18 protein-coding genes and 1 tRNA gene are annotated in these 19657 nt (G+C 62.8%); 10 read left to right on the top strand and 9 right to left on the bottom strand.

Annotated features, from left to right (window positions below; genetic code table 11):
* Positions 1-57: 57 nt before the first annotated feature.
* The 6 genes from ABZO33_RS18180 to queA all read right to left on the bottom strand — a co-directional run bounded on the left by ABZO33_RS18180 (position 58) and on the right by queA (position 6130).
* A complete protein-coding gene (locus ABZO33_RS18180) occupies positions 58-606 on the bottom strand; it encodes a glycine zipper 2TM domain-containing protein (protein ID WP_102682081.1) in 549 nt (182 codons plus the stop codon).
* Between the two features lie 120 nt (positions 607-726).
* Entirely contained in the window at positions 727-1635 is a 909-nt protein-coding gene (gene secF, locus ABZO33_RS18175; RefSeq protein ID WP_414537144.1) for a protein translocase subunit SecF, read from the bottom strand.
* A 10-nt stretch (positions 1636-1645) separates the two neighbouring features.
* Positions 1646-3508, bottom strand: a complete 1863-nt coding sequence (gene secD, locus ABZO33_RS18170) for a protein translocase subunit SecD (RefSeq protein ID WP_414537143.1) — start codon at positions 3506-3508, stop codon at positions 1646-1648.
* A 64-nt stretch (positions 3509-3572) separates the two neighbouring features.
* Positions 3573-3908, bottom strand: a complete 336-nt coding sequence (yajC, locus tag ABZO33_RS18165; protein WP_102682084.1) for a preprotein translocase subunit YajC — start codon at positions 3906-3908, stop codon at positions 3573-3575.
* A gap of 42 nt (positions 3909-3950) precedes the next feature.
* Positions 3951-5066 carry a tRNA guanosine(34) transglycosylase Tgt gene (gene tgt, locus ABZO33_RS18160; RefSeq protein ID WP_023629281.1) on the bottom strand — a complete coding sequence of 372 codons (1116 nt, stop codon included), beginning with the start codon at positions 5064-5066 and terminating at the stop codon, positions 3951-3953.
* 14 nt (positions 5067-5080) lie between these two features.
* The gene (gene queA, locus ABZO33_RS18155) at positions 5081-6130 is read right to left on the bottom strand and encodes a tRNA preQ1(34) S-adenosylmethionine ribosyltransferase-isomerase QueA (protein WP_414537142.1); all 1050 of its coding nucleotides are present in this window, start codon (positions 6128-6130) and stop codon (positions 5081-5083) included.
* A gap of 109 nt (positions 6131-6239) precedes the next feature.
* On the opposite strand from queA, the gene ABZO33_RS18150 reads away from it, so the two are divergent.
* The 3 genes from ABZO33_RS18150 to ABZO33_RS18140 all read left to right on the top strand — a co-directional run bounded on the left by ABZO33_RS18150 (position 6240) and on the right by ABZO33_RS18140 (position 8009).
* Positions 6240-6324, top strand: a tRNA-Leu gene (locus tag ABZO33_RS18150).
* A gap of 190 nt (positions 6325-6514) precedes the next feature.
* Entirely contained in the window at positions 6515-7273 is a 759-nt protein-coding gene (locus ABZO33_RS18145; protein WP_414537141.1) for a hypothetical protein, read from the top strand.
* A gap of 256 nt (positions 7274-7529) precedes the next feature.
* Complete coding sequence (locus ABZO33_RS18140; protein ID WP_414537140.1) at positions 7530-8009, top strand: GNAT family N-acetyltransferase; 480 nt, start codon at positions 7530-7532, stop codon at positions 8007-8009.
* Positions 8010-8023: 14 nt separating this feature from the next.
* Here the strand turns inward: ABZO33_RS18140 and ABZO33_RS18135 are convergent, their stop codons facing one another.
* Positions 8024-8320: an addiction module antidote protein gene (locus tag ABZO33_RS18135; protein ID WP_414537139.1), complete on the bottom strand. Its 297-nt coding sequence runs from the start codon at positions 8318-8320 to the stop codon at positions 8024-8026.
* Positions 8317-8613, bottom strand: a complete 297-nt coding sequence (locus tag ABZO33_RS18130) for a type II toxin-antitoxin system RelE/ParE family toxin (RefSeq protein WP_414537138.1) — start codon at positions 8611-8613, stop codon at positions 8317-8319. The genes ABZO33_RS18135 and ABZO33_RS18130 overlap by 4 nt, the downstream gene beginning before the upstream one ends.
* 233 nt (positions 8614-8846) lie before the next feature.
* Between ABZO33_RS18130 and ABZO33_RS18125 the strand changes: the two genes are divergently transcribed.
* Positions 8847-9737, top strand: coding sequence for a bestrophin family protein (locus ABZO33_RS18125; protein WP_414537137.1), 891 nt, complete (start codon positions 8847-8849; stop codon positions 9735-9737).
* 15 nt (positions 9738-9752) lie between these two features.
* Here ABZO33_RS18125 and ABZO33_RS18120 read toward each other — a convergent pair whose 3' ends face one another.
* Positions 9753-10871 (bottom strand): polysaccharide deacetylase family protein, encoded by a 1119-nt coding sequence (locus ABZO33_RS18120; RefSeq protein WP_414537136.1) that lies wholly within the window; start codon positions 10869-10871, stop codon positions 9753-9755.
* A gap of 149 nt (positions 10872-11020) precedes the next feature.
* Between ABZO33_RS18120 and yaaA the strand changes: the two genes are divergently transcribed.
* The 6 genes from yaaA (at position 11021) to ABZO33_RS18090 (ending at position 19646) form a co-directional block, all read left to right on the top strand.
* Positions 11021-11800 (top strand): peroxide stress protein YaaA, encoded by a 780-nt coding sequence (yaaA, locus tag ABZO33_RS18115; RefSeq protein WP_414537135.1) that lies wholly within the window; start codon positions 11021-11023, stop codon positions 11798-11800.
* A gap of 791 nt (positions 11801-12591) precedes the next feature.
* Positions 12592-13908, top strand: coding sequence for a nucleotide sugar dehydrogenase (locus ABZO33_RS18110; RefSeq protein WP_414537134.1), 1317 nt, complete (start codon positions 12592-12594; stop codon positions 13906-13908).
* Positions 13909-13979: 71 nt separating this feature from the next.
* Complete coding sequence (locus ABZO33_RS18105) at positions 13980-15461, top strand: glycosyltransferase family 2 protein (protein WP_414537133.1); 1482 nt, start codon at positions 13980-13982, stop codon at positions 15459-15461.
* A gap of 34 nt (positions 15462-15495) precedes the next feature.
* Positions 15496-16662: a PilZ domain-containing protein gene (locus ABZO33_RS18100; protein ID WP_414537132.1), complete on the top strand. Its 1167-nt coding sequence runs from the start codon at positions 15496-15498 to the stop codon at positions 16660-16662.
* Between the two features lie 12 nt (positions 16663-16674).
* Complete coding sequence (algK, locus tag ABZO33_RS18095) at positions 16675-18171, top strand: alginate biosynthesis TPR repeat lipoprotein AlgK (RefSeq protein WP_414537131.1); 1497 nt, start codon at positions 16675-16677, stop codon at positions 18169-18171.
* Positions 18168-19646, top strand: a complete 1479-nt coding sequence (locus ABZO33_RS18090; RefSeq protein ID WP_414537130.1) for an alginate export family protein — start codon at positions 18168-18170, stop codon at positions 19644-19646. Before algK ends, ABZO33_RS18090 begins: the two co-directional genes overlap by 4 nt.
* Positions 19647-19657: the final 11 nt, after the last annotated feature.

The following is a 19657-nucleotide window of genomic DNA, read 5'->3' as shown; positions in this document are numbered from 1 at the left end:
TGCGAGCACAAAAAAAGCACCTCTCGGGGTGCTTTTTTCGTTTTTAGGGAAGCAGCTTCACTGCCCCGGCTGATTCTGGCTCAGGATCAGCTTGCCGTTCTTGTCCAGCGGGATGGTCGAGCCCGGCTCGTGATCCATCTTCACCTTGCCCACCTGATCACCGATGGAATAGGTCACGTTGTAGCCCACGACCTTGTCGCTGATGTCATTGACCGTGTTGCACCGGGTTTGCGTGGTGGTGTAGGTGTCACGCTCCTGCATGCCTTCCTGCACCTTGTTGCCGGCATAGCCACCACCGACCGCACCGGCCACGGTGGCAATCTTCTTGCCGGTACCGCCGCCGATCTGGTTACCCAGCAAACCACCGGCGATGGCACCGACCACCGTACCGGCGATCTGGTGCTGGTCCTTGACCGGCGCCTGGCGCGTCACGGTGACATCCTTGCAGACCTCGCGCGGCGTCTTCACCTGCTGCTTGATCGGCTGCACGTCGGTGACCTGGGCGTACTCAGGCCCCTTGTTCACCAAGCTGTAGGTCGCCACAGCACCTCCGGCAGTCACACCGACAGCACCCAGAACCGCACCCACCAGCATTGATTTGTTCACGTGAACCTCCTGATCGTACTTACGGGCTCCGGCCCGCCTTCTCCCTGCCTTGGAGCAAAAAAAAAGGCGCGAGTTCAACACTCGCGCCTTTCTTTACGCCAGACGGCGTAGGACGAAGCCTTACGGGCGCTCGTCCACACCCTCGGTCTTGACCGGCGGGATCAAGTCTTCGCTGTTCAGGTTCAGCCAGATCAGCACCACGTTAGCGATGTAGATCGACGAGTAGGTACCCGCCATGACGCCGATGAACAGCGCCAGGGAGAAGCCGAACAGGTTGTCGCCGCCGAAGAACAGCAACGCGGCGATGGCCAGCAAGGTCGACACCGAAGTGGCGATGGTGCGCAGCAGGGTCTGGGTGGTCGAGACGTTGATGTTCTCGATCAGCGAGGCCTTGCGCATCACCCGGAAGTTCTCGCGCACCCGGTCGAACACGACGATGGTGTCGTTGAGCGAGTAGCCGATGATCGCCAGCACCGCCGCCAGCACCGTCAGGTCGAAGGTGATCTGGAAGAACGACAGGATACCCAGGGTGACCACCACGTCGTGGATCAGCGAGATGATCGCGCCCACGGCGAACTTCCACTGGAAGCGGAAGGCCAGGTAGATGAGGATGCCGCCCAGGGCCAGGAGCATGCCCATGCCGCCCTGGTCGCGCAGTTCTTCACCGACCTGCGGGCCGACGAACTCGACACGCTTGACCGTGGCCGGGTTGTCGCCACCGGCCTTCTGCAGCGCCGCGGCCACCTTGTTGCCCAGCTGTGGGTCATCGCCCGGCATGCGCACCAGCAGGTCGGTGGTGGCGCCGAAGCTCTGCACCACGGCTTCGTGGAAGCCGGAATCGACCAGCTCGGCACGCACGGCCTTCAGATCCGCCGGGCGCTCGTAGGTCAGCTCGATCAGCGTGCCACCGGTGAAGTCCAGGCCGAAGTTCAGGCCCTTCTGCCACCAGCTGAACAACGCCAGCACGGTGAGGAGCACGGTAATGGCGAACGCGACATTGCGCACGCCCATGAAGTTGATGGTTTTCATCGCAGCTCCCTCAAACCCACAGCTTCTTGATGTCACGCCCGCCGCAGGTCAGGTTGACCATGGCGCGGGTCACCATGACGGCGGTGAACATCGAGGTGAAAATCCCGAGGGACATGGTGACCGCGAAGCCTTTGACCGGGCCGGTACCCATGGCGAACAGGATGCCGCCGACCAGCAGGCTGGTCAGGTTGGCGTCGATGATCGCGGTGTACGCACGGTTGAAGCCTTCGTGGATGGCGCGTTGCACCGACATGCCGGCTTTGAGCTCCTCGCGGATACGCGAGAAGATCAGCACGTTGGCGTCCACCGCCATACCCATGGTCAGCACGATACCGGCGATACCCGGCAGGGTCAGCGTCGCACCCAGCAGCGACATCAGCGCCAGCAGCAGGACCATGTTGCCCGCCAGGGCAACGGTGGCGATCACGCCGAAGCCGCGGTAGATGGCGATGATGAACAGCGAGACGAACAGCATGCCCCACAGCGACGCGTCGATACCCTTGGTGATGTTGTCGGCACCCAGGCTTGGGCCAATGGTACGTTCTTCGGCGAAGTACATTGGCGCGGCCAGACCACCGGCACGCAGCAGCAGGGCCAGCTCGGACGACTCGCCCTGGCCGTTCAGGCCGGTGATGCGGAACTGGCTGCCCAGCGGCGACTGGATGGTCGCCAGGCTGATGATCTTCTTCTCTTCCTGGAAGGTCTGCACCGCGACTTCTTTCTCGACGCCGTCGACCACCTGCTTCTGGTAGCGGGTGACCGGCTTCTGCTCGATGAAGATCACCGCCATGCTGCGCCCGACGTTGGTGCGGGTAGCGCGGCTCATCAGCTCGCCACCATGGCCGTCGAGGCGAATGTTCACCTGCGGGCGGCCGTGCTCGTCGAAGCTGGCCTGGGCGTCGGTGACCTGGTCACCGGTGATGATCAGGCCGCGCTCGACCGGGGCGGAGCGGCCGCCTTCGCGGAACTCGAACACCTCGGTGGTAGCCTTGGACGCACCCGGCTCGGCGCCGAAGCGGAACTCCAGGTTGGCGGTCTTGCCGAGGATACGCTTGGCTTCGGCGGTGTCCTGCACACCCGGCAGTTCGACCACGATGCGGTTGGCGCCCTGGCGCTGGACCAGTGGCTCGGCCACGCCCAGCTCGTTCACACGGTTGCGAACGGTGGTCAGGTTCTGCTTGATCGAGTATTCGCGGATCTCGGCGACCTTGGCCTGAGTCAGTGCCAGGCGCAGCACGGCGAGCTCGTTGCGCTCGGTGGTGGTCAGGTCGAAATCACTGAAATTCTTGCGGATCAGGCTGCGCGCCTGTTCGCGGGTAGCATCGTCGGCGAAGCCCAGCATGATGCCGCCGTCCTGCTGGGGCAGGCTGCGGTAGCGGACGCGCTCTTTGCGCAGCAAGGTCTTGACCTCGCCTTCGTAGACTTTCATGCGAGCGGTCATGGCCTTGTCCATGTCCACTTCCAGCAGGAAGTGCACACCACCGGACAGGTCCAGGCCCAGCTTCATCGGGCTGGCACCCAGGTTGCGCAGCCACTGCGGGGTGGTCTGGGCCAGGTTCAGGGCCACGACGTAGTCGTCGCCGAGGGCCTTGCGCGCCACATCCTTGGCCGGCAGCTGTGCTTCCTGGTTGGTCAGGCGCACCAGCGCACTGCCCTTCTCGCCCAGGTTGCTGCCTTTGACGGCAATACCGGCATCGGTCAGCGCCTTGGTGACGCGATCGAGATCGGCCTGGCTGACATGCAGGGCGGAACTGGCGCCGCTGATCTGCACCGCCGGATCATCCGGATAGAGGTTGGGTGCGGAATAAATGAAGCCGACCGCCAGTACCACCACGATCAGCAGGTATTTCCACAGAGGGTATTTGTTCAGCATCACGCCGCCCGTTCAAGACGCGGGGCGCTTTGCGCGCCCCGACTGGAAAAATGAAACCGGTAACTCAGATAGCCTTGAGCGTACCTTTTGGCAGGGTCGCGGCAATGGCGCCCTTCTGGAACTTCAGCTCGACGGTGTCGGACACTTCCAGGACCACGAAGTCATCGGCAACCTTGACGATCTTGCCGGCGATACCGCCGTTGGTGACAACTTCGTCACCTTTTTGCAGGTTGCTCAGCAGGTTCTTCTGCTCTTTGGCACGCTTGGCCTGTGGGCGCCAGATCATCAGGTAGAAGATGACCAGGAAGCCGACCAGGAAGATCCACTCGAAGCCGGTACCGGCTGGGCCGGCGGCGGGGGCTGCTGCGTCCGCATAAGCGGCGGGGATAAAGAAGCTCATTGGGCTCTCCTAATGGAATTTTCTAATAATGATTGCGAACAGTCAGTCCAAAGGCGGAACGGGAAGCCCGCGCTTGGCGTAGAAGGCGTCGACAAAGGCGGCCAATTTACCCTGTTGAATAGCCTCGCGTAAACCGGCCATCAAGCGCTGGTAATGGCGCAAGTTGTGGATGGTATTCAGCATGCTGCTCAACATTTCGCCGCATTTATCCAGGTGATGCAGATAAGCGCGGGAGAAGTTGGTGCAGGTATAGCAATCGCAGGTCGGATCCAGCGGCGATTCATCGTGGCGATGGAACGCGTTGCGGATCTTGATCACCCCGGTATCGACGAACAGATGGCCGTTGCGCGCGTTGCGCGTAGGCATCACGCAGTCGAACATGTCGACGCCGCGGCGCACACCCTCTACAAGATCCTCCGGCTTGCCTACCCCCATAAGGTAACGAGGTTTGTCAGCCGGCATCTGCGCGGGCAGGTAGTCCAGCACCTTGATCATCTCGTGCTTGGGCTCGCCCACCGACAGGCCGCCGATGGCCAGGCCATCGAAGTCGATGTTGACCAGCGCTTCCAGCGAGCGCATGCGCAGGTCCTGGTACATGCCGCCCTGGACGATGCCGAACAGCGCCGCGGTATTGTCGCCGTGGGCGTTCTTCGAGCGCTGAGCCCAGCGCAGCGACAGCTCCATCGAGGTGCGCGCCACGTCGTGCTCGGCCGGGTACGGGGTGCATTCGTCGAAGATCATCACGATGTCCGAGCCCAGGTCGCGCTGGACCTGCATGGACTCTTCCGGCCCCATGAACACCTTGGAACCGTCCACTGGCGATGCGAAAGTCACGCCTTCCTCCTTGATCTTGCGCATGGCGCCCAGGCTGAACACCTGGAAACCACCGGAATCAGTGAGGATAGGGCCTTTCCATTGCATGAAATCGTGCAGGCCGTTGTGTTTCTTGATGACCTCGGTACCCGGGCGCAGCCACAGGTGGAAGGTGTTGCCGAGGATGATCTCGGCGCCGATGGCCTCGATGTCACGCGGCAGCATGCCCTTGACCGTGCCGTAGGTGCCCACTGGCATGAAGGCCGGGGTCTCGACCGTGCCACGGGGGAAGGTCAGCCGGCCGCGACGGGCCTTGCCGTCGGTGGCCAGCAGTTCGAACGACATTCGACAGGTGCGACTCATGCTTGATCCTCTGGGCCGCGTGGCGCCGGATTGCGGGTGATGAACATGGCATCACCGTAACTGAAGAAGCGGTAACCGTTCGCGACCGCCGCCGCATAGGCGGCCATGGTTTCGGGGTAACCGGCGAAGGCCGAGACCAGCATCAGCAGCGTGGACTCCGGCAGGTGGAAGTTGGTCACCAGGCAATCGACCACATGGAACGGCCGGCCCGGGAAGATGAAGATGTCGGTGTCGCCGCTGAACGCCTTGAGCTCGCCATCGCGCGCCGCGCTCTCCAGCGAACGCACGCTGGTGGTGCCCACGGCGACCACCCGCCCGCCACGGGCGCGGCAGGCCTGCACGGCATCGACCACATCCTGGCTCACTTCGAGCCACTCTTTATGCATGGTGTGGTCTTCGATCTTGTCGACCCGCACCGGCTGGAAGGTGCCCGCCCCTACGTGCAGGGTGACAAAGGCGCGCTCGACGCCCTTGGCGGCGATCTTTTCCAGCAGCGCCTCGTCGAAGTGCAGGCCGGCGGTGGGCGCGGCCACGGCGCCGGCGCGCTGTGCGTAGACGGTCTGGTAGCGCTCGCGGTCGGCGCCCTCGTCGGGGCGGTCGATGTACGGCGGCAGCGGCATGTGGCCGACGCGCTCGAGCAGCGGCAGCACCTCTTCGCTGAAGCGCAGCTCGAACAGCGTGTCGTGGCGCGCGACCATCTCGGCCTCGCCACCGCCGTCGATGAGGATCTGCGCGCCTTCTTTAGGCGCCTTGCTGGCGCGCACGTGGGCCAGCACGCGGTGGCTGTCGAGCACGCGCTCGACCAGCACTTCCAGCTTGCCGCCGGAGGCTTTCTGGCCGAACAGCCGCGCCGGGATCACCCGGGTGTTGTTGAACACCATCAGGTCGCCGGGGCGCAGGTAGTCGAGCAGGTCGGTGAACTGCTTGTGGGCCAGTTCGCCGCTGGGGCCATCGAGCACCAGCAGGCGGCTGCCATGACGCTCGGCCAGTGGATGGCGGGCAATCAGGGAATCGGGGAGTTCGAAGGAAAAATCGGTGACGCGCATGATGATGTTCGGGTTCGACAGGGCCGGGAAGTTTAGCCCAATGCGTGAAAATTGACCATGAAAGCCGATTGACCGCCTTGGGCGACCTCTCTATACTGCGGCGCCACAAGCCCTGATGGCGGAATTGGTAGACGCGGCGGATTCAAAATCCGTTTTCGAAAGGAGTGGGAGTTCGAGTCTCCCTCGGGGCACCAAGATCCAGAAAAAACCGACCTTATGGTCGGTTTTTTTGTGTCTGCTGATTGGGGTCTTCGACTTGCGCGGTCCCTCGCCTTTTTCATGCCCGTTCTCGGTCATGCGCTTTACCAAAACCGTTTCAGATGCGGATAATGGCAGTTTGAAATCAGCCAGCCGCTTTATCACCAGCCTCGAAACGGAGTTCGCATGATCCAGGCAGAACAGACCTTGCCTACCACACGTAGCAGCCGCATCACCTCTCTCGTGGCAAAAGTAATGACAGGGATGGGTGTACTGCTCGGCGGCATGTGGGCGGTCATCACTTATCTGGTGCCTGACCCCAGCGTCTTTGGCTTCGGCTTCATCAACTGGCGCAACATCGTTCTACTGGTGAGCGCCTTCACGCTGCTTAGCAGCCTGTCGATCTGCTGGCAGATGCGCAACCTGCCCAAAGTACTGCACGGAACACTGCTGACCTCTTTGATCGCTGCGGTTTCCTTCATCTTCTTCATTCTTGGCATGGAGTATGCAAAGCCTTCCTTCGAGTTCGCCAAGGTGCAATCGACCGTGGTCGAGAACGAAGGCAACAACCTGCTTGGCAAACGCCTGGAAGTGGTCGATGACGTACGGATCGAATTGATCGGCTGCGAAAACATTGGCCGCTTCCCCAACTGCACCTTCGAGCTGATCAACCAGGGCATGGACCGTGACTTCCGCTTCGATAGCGCATCGCGTTTGTTCGACGAAGCGGGAGCTCCGCTACGTGTCGGTGAAATGCGTGTAGGCCAGCAACGCAACAACCCCTGGAACGACTTCCCGTTGATTCGCACCGTGCCAACCCGCGTCACGCTGGTTTTCCAGGAAGCTGATCGCAAGATTGAACGCTCACCGTCGATCAAGCTCATCTTCCGCACCCGCTCCAATGAAGAGCAGGCACTCAAGTTCAATGAAGTTTCACTGAAGTGAATCAAACGCTTGCTTCCCAAGCGATCCGGAAAGAACTGACCTAACGGTCGGTTCCTTTCGCCTGCAATCGGTAACTCGACAGCACTTCACCTCCAGACGGTCGAGCAACGATGCACAGTCTCTCGCCAAACCTTTGCGATACTCCTGACTGCACAGAAAATCACACTTAGTGCAATTTTCCGTGCAGCCACAGCATTGACTTCACGTTACCGGCCGCACAGGGTAAGTGGCTTCTAGCCTCTTCGGAACATTCCCCGTGCCACTAAGCCATCGCCCCGTCCTGTCTGCCGACATCGCCACGCTCTGTAGCTTCCCTCAAAGCGCGGACGAACTCTTCTATATGTTCCCCAAAGCCACTCACCCGCTCACTCCCGCACAACTAAGCGAAGCCATCGCCCAGCGCAGCGGTTCGACGGTGGTCGAAATTGACGGGGTGATCGTTGGCTTCGCCAATTTCTACAAAGCCGAACACGGCGCCGTCTGCGCGCTGGGTAATGTGGTGGTGGCGCCTGCTGCGCGGGGTCAAGGGGTGGCACGTTACCTGGTGCAGTGCATGATCGACTTGGCTCGCCAAGAGTTCGCCGCACGAGAGGTCTGGGTGTCATGTTTCAATCACAACACCGCAGGGTTGCTGCTTTATCCACAATTGGGTTTTGTGCCATTCGGGATCGAGGAGCGGCGGGCGCCGGATGGATCCCGGGTGGCTCTGCTGCAGATGAAATTGCCATCAGCCTGACCGCCGCTCTCGACTCAACGTGGTAGGACGTGGGGTTGAGCCTGCAAGTCGATTCCCAATGCTCGAATAACCTTGAGTACCGTATCGAATCTCGGTTTGGCCCCAGGACCGAACGCCTTGTAAAGGCTCTCGCGACCCAGGCCCGTCTCCTTGGCGATCTGTGACATACCACGTGCCCTGGCAATATGACCCAACGCACGAAGAATTTCGTCAGTATCACCATCCGCGAGCACTTGGCTCAGGTACTCACTGATCGCAGCATCGCTGTCCAACAGATCAGCCATGTCAAAGGGTACGAGTTCTTCGTTCATTTCAGCTCCTTCGCCAGTGCCTTTGCCTTGAGGATGTCACCGGCCTGTGAAGACTTGTCTCCACCCACCAGAAGCAAAATCAACCTGCCCCGCCTTCTGGTGAAATAGACCCGGTATCCACCCGATACATCAATGCGCAGTTCACCGATACCGCCACCAACGGATTTGAAGTCGCCAGGATTACCCAGTGACAGCCGCTCAAGCCTGCGAGCGATAGCGATTCGCGCACGCAAATCGCGCAAATTGGCCAACCAGACGGCAAAGCTTTTCGTTTGTTCGACTTCGTAGCTCAACAGGCCCTCCGAACTGTATCCGAATAGATACGAACGATCAATACTGAAGGCAACCACGTGTCGGGCACCTTGCGTACCTCCACAATGCGGGAGTGTCACTAGATCCAATACAGGGGGACTTCCCAAGTCCGCGTCGTCCATGTCCCTAAAATTTTTTGCAACATCCCACTCGGGAACCTTGCTCCGCGATCCTGCGTCGGAACCTGCATCCCCCGTCTCGAGGTTCCCCCACCGTGAAAGCCCTCCTCGCCCGCAAGTACCGCCTGGTGGTCAAGACCTTCGGCTACATCGGCTGGTCGCTGTTCTGGCTGCTGATCTGGGACGTGCTGGTCACCATCGACTTCATGCTGTTCTTCAACAGCAAGTTCAGCCTGCCGCTGATCCCGCTGACCCTGCTGGGCTCGGCGCTGGTGGTGCTGGTGAGCTTTCGCAACAGCAGTGCCTACAACCGCTGGTGGGAGGCGCGCACCTTGTGGGGGGCGCTGGTGAACAGTTCACGCAGTTTCGCCCGGCAGGTGCTGACGCTGGTCGACGACGCGGCTGACGGACCGAACCCGGTGAAGGCGACCTTGCTGCGCCGGCATATCGCCTATGTGAACTGCCTGGCCGCCCACCTCAAGAACGAGAAATGCCCGGACGAGCTGATGGCGTTCATACCGCCTGCGGAATTCGAACGGCGCAATCGCTCCAACAACTTCGCCAACGACATCCTCAGTGGTTCGGCGGCACTGCTGGCCCAGGAATACCAGGCCGGGCGGCTGGACAGCATTCGCCTGGCGCGCCTGGAGTCGACGCTGGTGGACCTGTCCAACGCCCAGGGCGGGATGGAGCGGATCGCCAATACGCCGCTGCCCTACCCTTATGTGTACTTTCCTCGGCTGTTCATCACGCTGTTCTGCCTGATTGTGCCGGTGGGGCTGGTGGAGTCGCTGGGCTGGTTCACGCCGCTGGCCTCGACGGTAGTCGGCTTCATGCTGCTGGCGATCGAACGGATCGGCACGGACCTGCAGAGCCCATTCCGCATCAGCGAACATCAGATCCCGATGGACACGATCTGCGAGACCATCGAACGCAATCTGGAGTCGATGCAGCGCGAGGCACAGTGTACGGCCAGCGTGTCTTGAGCCGCCGGCCCCTGCCTACCCCCGCCGTGCATACTCCCGACACCCTTCCCAACCGATCCCGCTCTGGGCCGTGTGCTGCAACAACCACTCCAGCGCCGGCTGGGCCTTGGGCATGCCGTCACGGAACTGGATAACCCCCTTGCGCCACAACAGCATCAGCGTCAGCACCCGCTGGGCCGAGGCCTCGGCGCTCAGCGGCCCGTCATCCTGGGCATCGATGTCCCACAGTGAAACCCGCAACTGCTGGCTGTCCAGGAACGCTTCGCCATCGGCGCGGCGCTGGCCATAGGGCGGACGGAACAGCCCTACATACTGCTCGGCCAGGTCGGCCTGCACCCGCGCCTGGCTGCGCCGCAGCGAGTCCTGCCAATCCTGCCACTGGGCATGGGAGCGGTACTCCCAGCCCTGGATGCCCACGCACTGGCCGGCATACAACTCGCCCAACGGGCCGGCATCGCGCCGTTGCTGCAGGCGATTGCCGAGCACGAAGAAAATCCCGTCGAGCTTCTGCCGGCGCAGGTAGTCAGCCAGCGCATCGGTGCTACCGCCCTGGGGGGCGGGGCCGCTGACGAAGGTCAGCAGGAACATCCGGTCATTGAGTTCCTCGCCATTGCGTTCACGATCGGAGAGCTTGGCCACCTCGCTGGTGGTCTGCGGAAACAGCGCAGCCTTGCGCAGCTGCTCATCCAGGTAACGGGTATGGAACTGATGACTGGGCTCGACCCACTCGGTATAGAACGAGCCGACATTTTCGGCGAATACGGCGGCCTGTGTACGCAAATCGGACATGGATTCCACCGGGTAGCAGAATGAGGCATCCTGCTCGCAACTGCGCTGCGCCTGTTGATAACTGGTCCACAGACGCTGCCACAGGCGTGCCCGCACGGCTCGCACCACGCTCAGATTGATCTGGCGCAAGCCCAGCCGGGCCTTCAGCGCCGGCTCGTCGAGCATCTCGCTTTCGTGCAGCACCCGGGCAAACGACAGGATCTCCGCCCGTGACGCCACATCGAACAGCACCGGGCTGTTCAGTTGCTCGGGCCACAGGCCACGGTCGAAACTGACGAAGTTCGTCGGGGCGGCCTGCGCGCCCAGGCTCAGCAGCCCTGCGAACAGGGCAAACGCGATACGCACGATGTGCATTCTCCTTGAAGGCATGCCGCGCACTATAACGCGACGCCCGCCGCTTGCCTGTGGCGATGTTCGCTGACTATCGTCGCCATAGTTTGGCGTTGCGCCGGCAGCCCCGTAGAATTCGCCCGACGATTCCAGGAGCCGACCCGATGCTGACGGTGATTTCCCCCGCCAAGACCCTCGACTACGACACCCCGCCGGTAACCCAGCGCCACACCCTGCCCCAGTACCTGGACGATTCCCAGGAACTGATCGTGCAACTGCGCGAACTGGCGCCGGCGCAGATCGCCGAGCTGATGCACCTCTCCGACAAGCTCGCCGGCCTCAACGCCGCGCGTTTCGGCAGCTGGACCCCAGACTTCACCCCAGCCAACGCCAAGCAGGCGCTGCTGGCGTTCAAGGGTGACGTGTACACCGGGCTCGACGCCCAGAGCCTGGGCGAGGACGACTTCAGCTACGCCCAGGACCACCTGCGCATGCTCTCGGGCCTCTATGGCCTGCTGCGCCCGCTGGACCTGATGCAGCCTTATCGGCTGGAAATGGGCACCAAGCTGGCCAACGCCCGCGGCAAGGACCTGTATGCCTTCTGGGGCACGCGCATCAGCGAGTGGCTGAACCAGGCCCTGGCCGACCAGGGCGATGACGTGCTGCTGAACCTGGCCAGCAACGAGTACTTCAGCGCGGTGAAGAAGAGCGCGCTGAAGGCGCGGGTGATCGATGTCGACTTCAAGGACCTGAAGAACGGCCAGTACAAGATCATCAGTTTCTACGCCAAGAAGGCCCGCGGGATGATGAGCCGTTTCGTGATCCAGGAGCGGGTCAACGACCCGGAGCAGCTCAAGCGCTTCGATGCGCAGGGTTACTACTACAGTGCCGAGCAGTCCAAGCCGGACCACCTGGTATTCCTGCGCGATCACGCTGAGGGCTGATTTATCAGCGCTGCTTTGCAGCTCATCGCGGGGCAAGCCCGCGATGAGCCCATCAGCCCTGCAACGGGGCACGCTGCAAAACGCCATCAGCCAAATTTCCAGCGCCAATAAATCATCAGCTACATCCTTATCGCAAAATGCCATAAGACCGTTCGTAGTTTTTTGACGATTTTTGAAAAATATTTTCGCATGCTGGCATATAACCATCCCGCTCCGTTTTCGCCCTTTATATACGGGGACGAAACTGCGCCGTGCTATCAGATTGAAAGTATTTCCCTCTGAAAAAATATTTAGAAATCTTTCACCGTGGCGAAACCGCCCCAGGAACTTCTGCTACGCCCAATGGCTCATAGCACCCGTAACGAGTTTCAAGCGCTGAGCGTGAGAAATGACTTACAGATGACAAAGGGCCGCCATTCACGATCGGCCCCACAAACGTCAACGGCGGTACAGGAAGTGCCCGAAGCCATAGTCCATGCAGGAGACAAGCGCCCCTAAAATTCGTCCTAGTGGTTGATTTCAAAGGATTTATCCACTTGAAAAAACAAGCACAGTAATTCGCCAACAGCGAATTGCAATAAAGACGGCTGCATTTCAGGGCACGCCTTTTAAATACTGGCCTTTAACTGCCAACTTTGAGTGCATAACTTTTTGCGCTCCGGATTTATTCATGCCTGCGTTCGGTGAAGTGCCAATTCGCCATAGATCCGTGCGCCCGAATACTGCTGGTCAATCAACCCGGCCGGCTCTTCGCTGAAGGGCTGGCGTGATAAACACACGAGGTGAATGCGATGCGTATCAGCATCTTTGGTTTGGGTTATGTGGGTGCAGTCTGTGCAGGTTGCCTGTCGGCACGAGGCCATGAGGTGATCGGTGTGGACGTGTCCAGCACCAAGATCGACCTGATCAACCAGGGCAAGTCGCCCATCGTCGAACCGGGCCTGGAAGAGTTGCTGCAGCAAGGCATCGCCAACGGCCGCCTGCGCGGCACCACGGACTTTGCCGAAGCCATCCGCGCCAGCGACGTGTCGATGATCTGCGTCGGCACGCCAAGCAAGAAGAACGGCGACCTGGGCCTGGAGTACATCGAGTCGGTATGCCGCGAGATCGGCTACGTACTGCGCGACACCACCCGCCGCCACACCATCGTGGTACGCAGCACCGTGCTGCCGGGCACCGTCAAGAACGTGGTGATCCCGATCCTCGAAGACTGCTCGGGCAAGAAGGCCGGTGCCGATTTCGGCGTGGCGGTCAACCCCGAGTTCCTGCGCGAAAGCACGGCGATCAAGGACTACGACCACCCACCGATGACTGTCATCGGCGAACTGGACAGCGCCAGCGGCGACGTCCTGCAAGCGCTGTACGAAGAACTCGATGCGCCGGTGATCCGCAAGCCGATCGAAGTGGCCGAGATGATCAAGTACACCTGCAACGTCTGGCACGCGACCAAGGTCACCTTCGCCAACGAGATCGGCAACATCGCCAAGGCGGTCGGCGTCGATGGTCGCGACGTGATGGACGTAGTCTGCCAGGACAAGGTGCTCAACCTGTCGCAGTACTACATGCGCCCCGGCTTCGCCTTCGGTGGCTCGTGCCTGCCCAAGGACGTGCGTGCCCTCACCTATCGCGCCTCGAGCCTGGATGTGAAGGCGCCGCTGCTCGACTCGCTGATGCGCAGCAACGAATCCCAGGTGCAGAACGCCTTCGACATCATCGAGAGCCACGACAAGCGCAAGGTCGCCCTGCTCGGTCTTTCGTTCAAGGCCGGTACCGACGACCTGCGCGAAAGCCCGCTGGTGGAGCTGGCCGAGCGCCTGATCGGCAAGGGCTACCAGCTGGACATCTACGACCAGAACGTCGAATACGCCCGGGTGCACGGCGCCAACAAGGAATACATCGAATCGAAGATTCCGCATGTGTCCTCCTTGCTCAACGCCAACTTCGAGCAGGTGGTGAACGACGCCGACATCATCGTGCTCGGCAACCGTGACGAGAAATTCCGTGCCCTGGCCCAACAGGCGCCGGCCGGCAAGCAAGTGATCGACCTGGTCGGCTTCATGAGCAAGCCGACCTGCACCACCAGCCGCACCGAAGGCATCTGCTGGTAAACCCGGTCGGGCGGCGCGTCCCTCCCCAGCGCGCCGCCCCTCCCACCCCGAATTCTCGACGGATGCCGAACATGCAAAGGTTCCAGACAGTGCTGTTGCAGTGCGCCGGCTGGCTGCTCTACATGAGCCTGCTCATGCTGATCGCCCTGGCCCTGCCCAGCGATATCTTCGATTCGCAGTCGAAGCACTTCATCTTCCTGGTCGGCGCTGTCGGCATCTGGCGCTACTCCATGGGCGCCACCCATTTCATCCGCGGCATGATCTTCCTGTACCTGGTCTACCCGTACCTGCGCCGCAAGGTGCAGAAGCTCGGCAAGGCCGCCGACCCGTCGCATGTGTACCTGATGGTCACCAGCTTCCGCATCGATGCGCTGACCACCGCCCAGGTCTACAGCTCGGTGATCCGCGAGGCGATCGAGTGTGGCTTCCCCACCACGGTGGTCTGCTCGCTGGTGGAGAAGTCCGACGAGCTGCTGGTCAAGAGCCTGTGGGCCAAGTACAACCCGCCCGCGCACGTCGACCTGGACATCGTGCGCATTGCCGGCACCGGCAAGCGCGACGGCCTGGCCTATGGCTTCCGCGCCATCTCGCGGATGCTCCCGGACGAGAACGCCGTGGTGGCGGTGATCGACGGCGACACCGTGCTGGCCGAAGGCGTGGTGCGCAAGACCGTGCCGTGGTTCAAGCTCTACCCCAACGTCGGCGGCCTGACCACCAACGAGTTCTGCGAAGTGCGCGGCGGCTACATCATGAGCGAGTGGCACAAGCTGCGTTTCGCCCAGCGCCACATCAACATGTGCTCGATGGCCCTGAGCAAGCGCGTGCTGACCATGACCGGGCGCATGTCGATGTTCCGCGCAAGCGTAGTGACCAACCCCGAGTTCATCGCCGACGTCGAGAGCGACTCGCTGATGCACTGGCGCCTGGGCCGCTTCAAGTTCCTCACCGGCGACGACAAGTCCAGCTGGTTCAGCCTGATGCGCCTGGGCTACGACACCTTCTACGTGCCTGACGCGGCGATCAATACGGTCGAGCACCCGCCGGAGAAGAGCTTCATCAAGGCCAGCCGCAAGCTGATGTACCGCTGGTACGGCAACAACCTGCGGCAGAACTCCCGTGCCCTGGGCCTGGGCCTCAAGCGCCTGGGGCTGTTCACCAGCATCGTCCTGCTCGACCAGCGCGTGTCGATGTGGACCAGCCTGCTGGGCCTGACCGTGGCGGTGATCGCCAGCTTCAAGTTCGGCCTGCAGTTCCTGTTGGTGTACCTGCTGTGGATCGGCATCACCCGCCTGATCCTCACCATCATGCTGCTGTGCTCGGGCCACAACGTCGGCCCGGCCTACCCGCTGATTCTCTATTACAACCAGATCGTCGGCGCGGTGATGAAGATCTACGTGTTCTTCCGCCTCGACAAGCAGTCCTGGACCCGCCAGCCCACTGCCCTCAAGCGCGACCTCGCAAGTTTTCAACAATGGTTCAACACCTGGTCCTCGCGGACCATGACCTTCTCGGCCGCGAGCATCTTCGTCGCCGTGCTGTTCATGGTCGTGTGAGCCCCCGGATCGGATAACAGGAACGAATATCGCCATGAATACCGCCGTGAACGTCAACGTCGTGCATGAATCCGAAGCGCAGCGCCAGCACGCCCGGGTACGCATTCCCGCCAAGCTGCGCTACCTGGACGGCAACCGCGAGCCGCACGAGGTGAAGGTTGACGACCTGTCCGCCGGGGGCCTGTCCTTCCATGCGCCGAAGCCCCTGGCCGAAGGCGAAGTGCTGCGCGGTCGCCTGCAGTTCGTGGTCGACAACCTCGGCCTGTCGATGGACGTCGAGCTGCTGGTACGCACCAGCAGCCGCGACACCGGCCGCACCGGCACCGAGTTCCAGAACCTGGAGCCGCGCGACATCGCCACCCTGCGCCATATCATCACCAGCCACCTGTCCGGCGAGCTGATCAGCGTCGGCGACGTGCTCAGCACCCTGCAGCGCGACAACTTCACCAAGGCGCGCAAGCAGAAGGACGGAGGCTCGGGCCTGTCCGCCTTCGGCCGCCTGCGCGCGGTCACCGTCACCGCCGGGGTGTTCGTGGTCGGCCTGGTGGCGTTCGGCTTCGTCGCCAAGTCGCTGTATGGCCTGTACTTCGTCAGCCATGCCGAAGCCGGCGTGGTCGCGGTGCCCACCACCAACGTCACCATGCCCCGTGACGGCAGCGTGCAGAGCCTGGTGGAAAACGGCGCGAGCGTGGCCAAAGGCGCGCCACTGGCGACCTTCAACACCAGCATGCTCGACCTGCTCAAAGGCCACCTGGACGACTCGCAACTGGAGCCGGCCAAGGTCGAGGAACTGTTCGGCAAGCAACTCTCCGGCACCCTCACCAGCCCGTGCGACTGCGTGGTCTCGCGCCAGCTGGTGGATGACGGCCAGTACGCCAGCAAGGGCCAGCCGGTATTCGCGCTGATCCCGCGTACCAGCGTCCCGACCATCGAGGCGCGCTTCAGCTACCGCCAGTTCGACGAAGTGAAGCCGGGCACCCGGGTCAACTTCCAGATCGCCGGCGAGGATGAAGTGCGCAGCGGCCGGATCACCGGCAGCTCGAGCCTGGACACCGACAACCTGGCCTCCGACATCCGCGTGCAAATCAAGCCCGACGGTGGCCTGCCGGCTGAGCTCGCCGGCCGCCCGGCCTCGGTCAACAGCGACCGTGGCCCGTCGCTGAACTGGCTGATCGACAAGGCCGTGGCCCGCGGGCTGTAAGAGGACTTCGTCATGAACCGCATGCGAACAAGAAATCACGTGGGAGCGAGCTTGCCTCGCGATGGTGCCGGCACTGCCACCTCCAATCGCGGGTCTAGCCCGCTCCCACGGGCGGTATCCTTGCTGGCCCTGGCCATCACCCTGGCTGGCTGCGCCGGCCTGCCCGACCAGCGCCTGGCCAACGAAGCGCTCAAGCGCGGCGACACCGCCACCGCCGAGCGTAACTACAAGGCCCTCGCCGACCTTGGCTACAGCGACGCCCAGGTCGGCCTGGCGGACATCCAGGTCGGTACCCGCGACCCGGCCAAGCTCAAGCAAGCCGAAGCCACCTACCGCGCCGCCGCCGCCACCTCGCCCCGTGCCCAGGCGCGCCTCGGCCGCCTGCTGGTGGCCAAGCCCGACAGCACCCAGGCCGAGCGCGAAGAGGCCGAGACCCTGCTCAAGCTCGCGGCGCAACAAGGTGAGACGAACACCCTGATCCCGCTGGCGATGCTCTACCTGCAGTACCCGCAGAGCTTCCCCAAGGTCAACGCCCAGCAGCAGATCGACCAGTGGCGCGCCGCCGGCAACCCCGAGGCCGGCCTGGCCCAGGTGCTGCTGTACCGCACCCAGGGCAGCTACGACCAGCACCTGGACGATGTGGAGAAGATCTGCAAGGCCGCGCTTTCCACTACCGACATCTGCTACGTGGAACTGGCCACCGTCTACCAGAAACGCGCCCAGCCCGAGCAGCAGGCCGCCCTGCTGGAGCAGCTCAAGGCCGCCCATGCCCGCGGCACCGTGCCGGCCACCCGGGTCGACAGCGTCGCCCGCGTGCTGGCCGACCGCAGCCTGGGCCAGACCGACGAGAAGACCGCCAAGGACCTGCTCGAGCAGGCCGCACCGGCCAATCCGGCATCCTGGGTGAGCCTGGCGCAGTTGCTTTACGACTTCCCCGAACTGGGCGACACCGACCAGCTGATGGCCTATATCGACAAGGGCCGCGACGCCGAACAGCCCCGTGCCGAACTGCTGCTGGGCCGCCTGTACTACGAGGGCAAGACCGTGCCGGCCGACGCGGCCAAGGCGCAGGAGCACCTGCAGGCCGCCGCCGACGCCGGAGAAGTCAGCGCCGATTACTACCTCGGCCAGCTCTACCGCCGTGGCTACCTGGGCCAGGTCGAGCCGCAAAAGGCCGTCGACCACCTGCTCGCCGCTGCCCGCGGTGGCCAGAACAGCGCCGACTACGCCCTGGCCCAGCTGTTCAGCGAAGGCCACGGCATCCGCCCGGCCCCGACCAATGCCTGGGTGTTCGCGCAACTCTCCCAGGTCAACCCGACCCCACAGTCGAGCGAACTGCTGCAACAGCTCGACCAGCAGCTCACGCCCGACCAGCGCAACCAGGCCCAGCAACTGCTGGCGCAGGAAAAGCAGGCGCGCGGCAGCATGGCCCAGGGCGCCAACAGCACCCTGGCCATCGAAGCGCTGCAGGACGAGAAAGACGAAGTAGACGCCGAGGATTCGCTATGACGCTCAACCCCTTCGTGAAAGCCGGCATCGGCCTGAGTTTCGCCCTGCTGTGGTCGATGCCGACCCTGGCCGCCGAGACCGCACAGAAGAACTTCGGCCTCGACGTGAAGATCACCGGTCAGTCCGAGGACGACCGCGACCTCGGTACCCGTTCCGGCGGCGACGTCAACGGCCTGGGCCTGGACCTGCGCCCCTGGGTGTACGGCGAGCGCGGCCACTGGAGCGCCTTCGCCATGGGCCAGGCGGTAGCCGCCACCGACATCATCGAAACCGACACCCTGCGCCAGAACGACGACGGCACCACCAGCGACAATGGCGACGACAGCCGCAAGCCGGACAAGAGCTACCTGGCCATGCGCGAGTTCTGGATCGGCTACAGCGGCCTGACCCCCTACCCCGGCGAGCAACTGCGCTTCGGCCGCCAGCGCCTGCGCAGCGACGACGGCATGTGGCGTGACACCAACATCGAGGCGCTGAACTGGACCTTCGACACCACCCTGCTCAAGGCCGACCTTGGGGTTGCCCAGCGTTTCAGCGAATACCGCACCGACCTCACCGAACTGGCCCCGGAGGACAAGGACCGCACCCATGTCTACGGCAATGTCGCCACGCAATGGACACCCGGCCACTGGGTTGGCCTGCGTGCCCACCACAGCCATGACGGCGGCAGCCTGAAGAGCCCCGGCGAAACCGTCGACGCCCTCGACAAGACCCGCACCGGCGACCTTAGCTGGCTGGGCCTGGAAGCCAACAGCGACGCCTACAACTGGCGCAACGACCACACCGTCAACTACTGGGGCAGCGTCACCTGGCTGACTGGCGACCGCGACACCCTCAGCAGCCAGGCGGTGGGTAACGACCAGGTCGCCACCGGCAAGCAGAGCGGCGACGTCAACGCCTGGGCCACCGACCTTGGCATCCGCCTGCGCCTGGACCCGCAATGGCAGGTCGGCGCGGCCTACGCCCGAGGCAGCGGCGGTGGAGGCAGCGATGGCTCGAACAATTTCGAGCAGACCGGCCTTGAGAGCAACCGCTCCAACTTCACCGGCACCCGCTCGCGCGTACACCGCTTCGGTGAAGCGTTCCGTGGCGAGCTGGGCAACCTGCAGGCGGCCACCCTGTTCGCCTCCTGGCAGCTGCGCGACGACTACGACGCCAGCTTCATCTACCACAAGTTCTGGCGCGTCGACGGCAAGCAGAACATCGGCTCCAGCGGCATCAACGCGGTGGTCGACGACGGCGGCATCAGCCGCCCGCTGGTACAGGGTGAGAAAGACCTGGGCCAGGAGATGGACGTGGTCGTGACCAAGTACTTCAAGCAGGGCCTGCTGCCGGCCTCGATCAGCCAGTCGATCGACGAACCTTCGGCCCTGGTGCGTTTGCGCGCCGGTGTATTCAAGCCGGGCGATGCCTACGGCAAAGAGGCCGACTCCTACATGCACCGCGCCTTCGTCGACGTGATCTGGCGCTACTGAGGCCGGGAGAG

The sequence above is a fragment of the Pseudomonas sp. CAM1A genome (assembly GCF_047501685.1).
GTDB lineage: Bacteria > Pseudomonadota > Gammaproteobacteria > Pseudomonadales > Pseudomonadaceae > Aquipseudomonas.
Note: the sequence above shows the minus strand (reverse complement) of the source record. Positions and strands in the feature narration are given on the sequence as shown.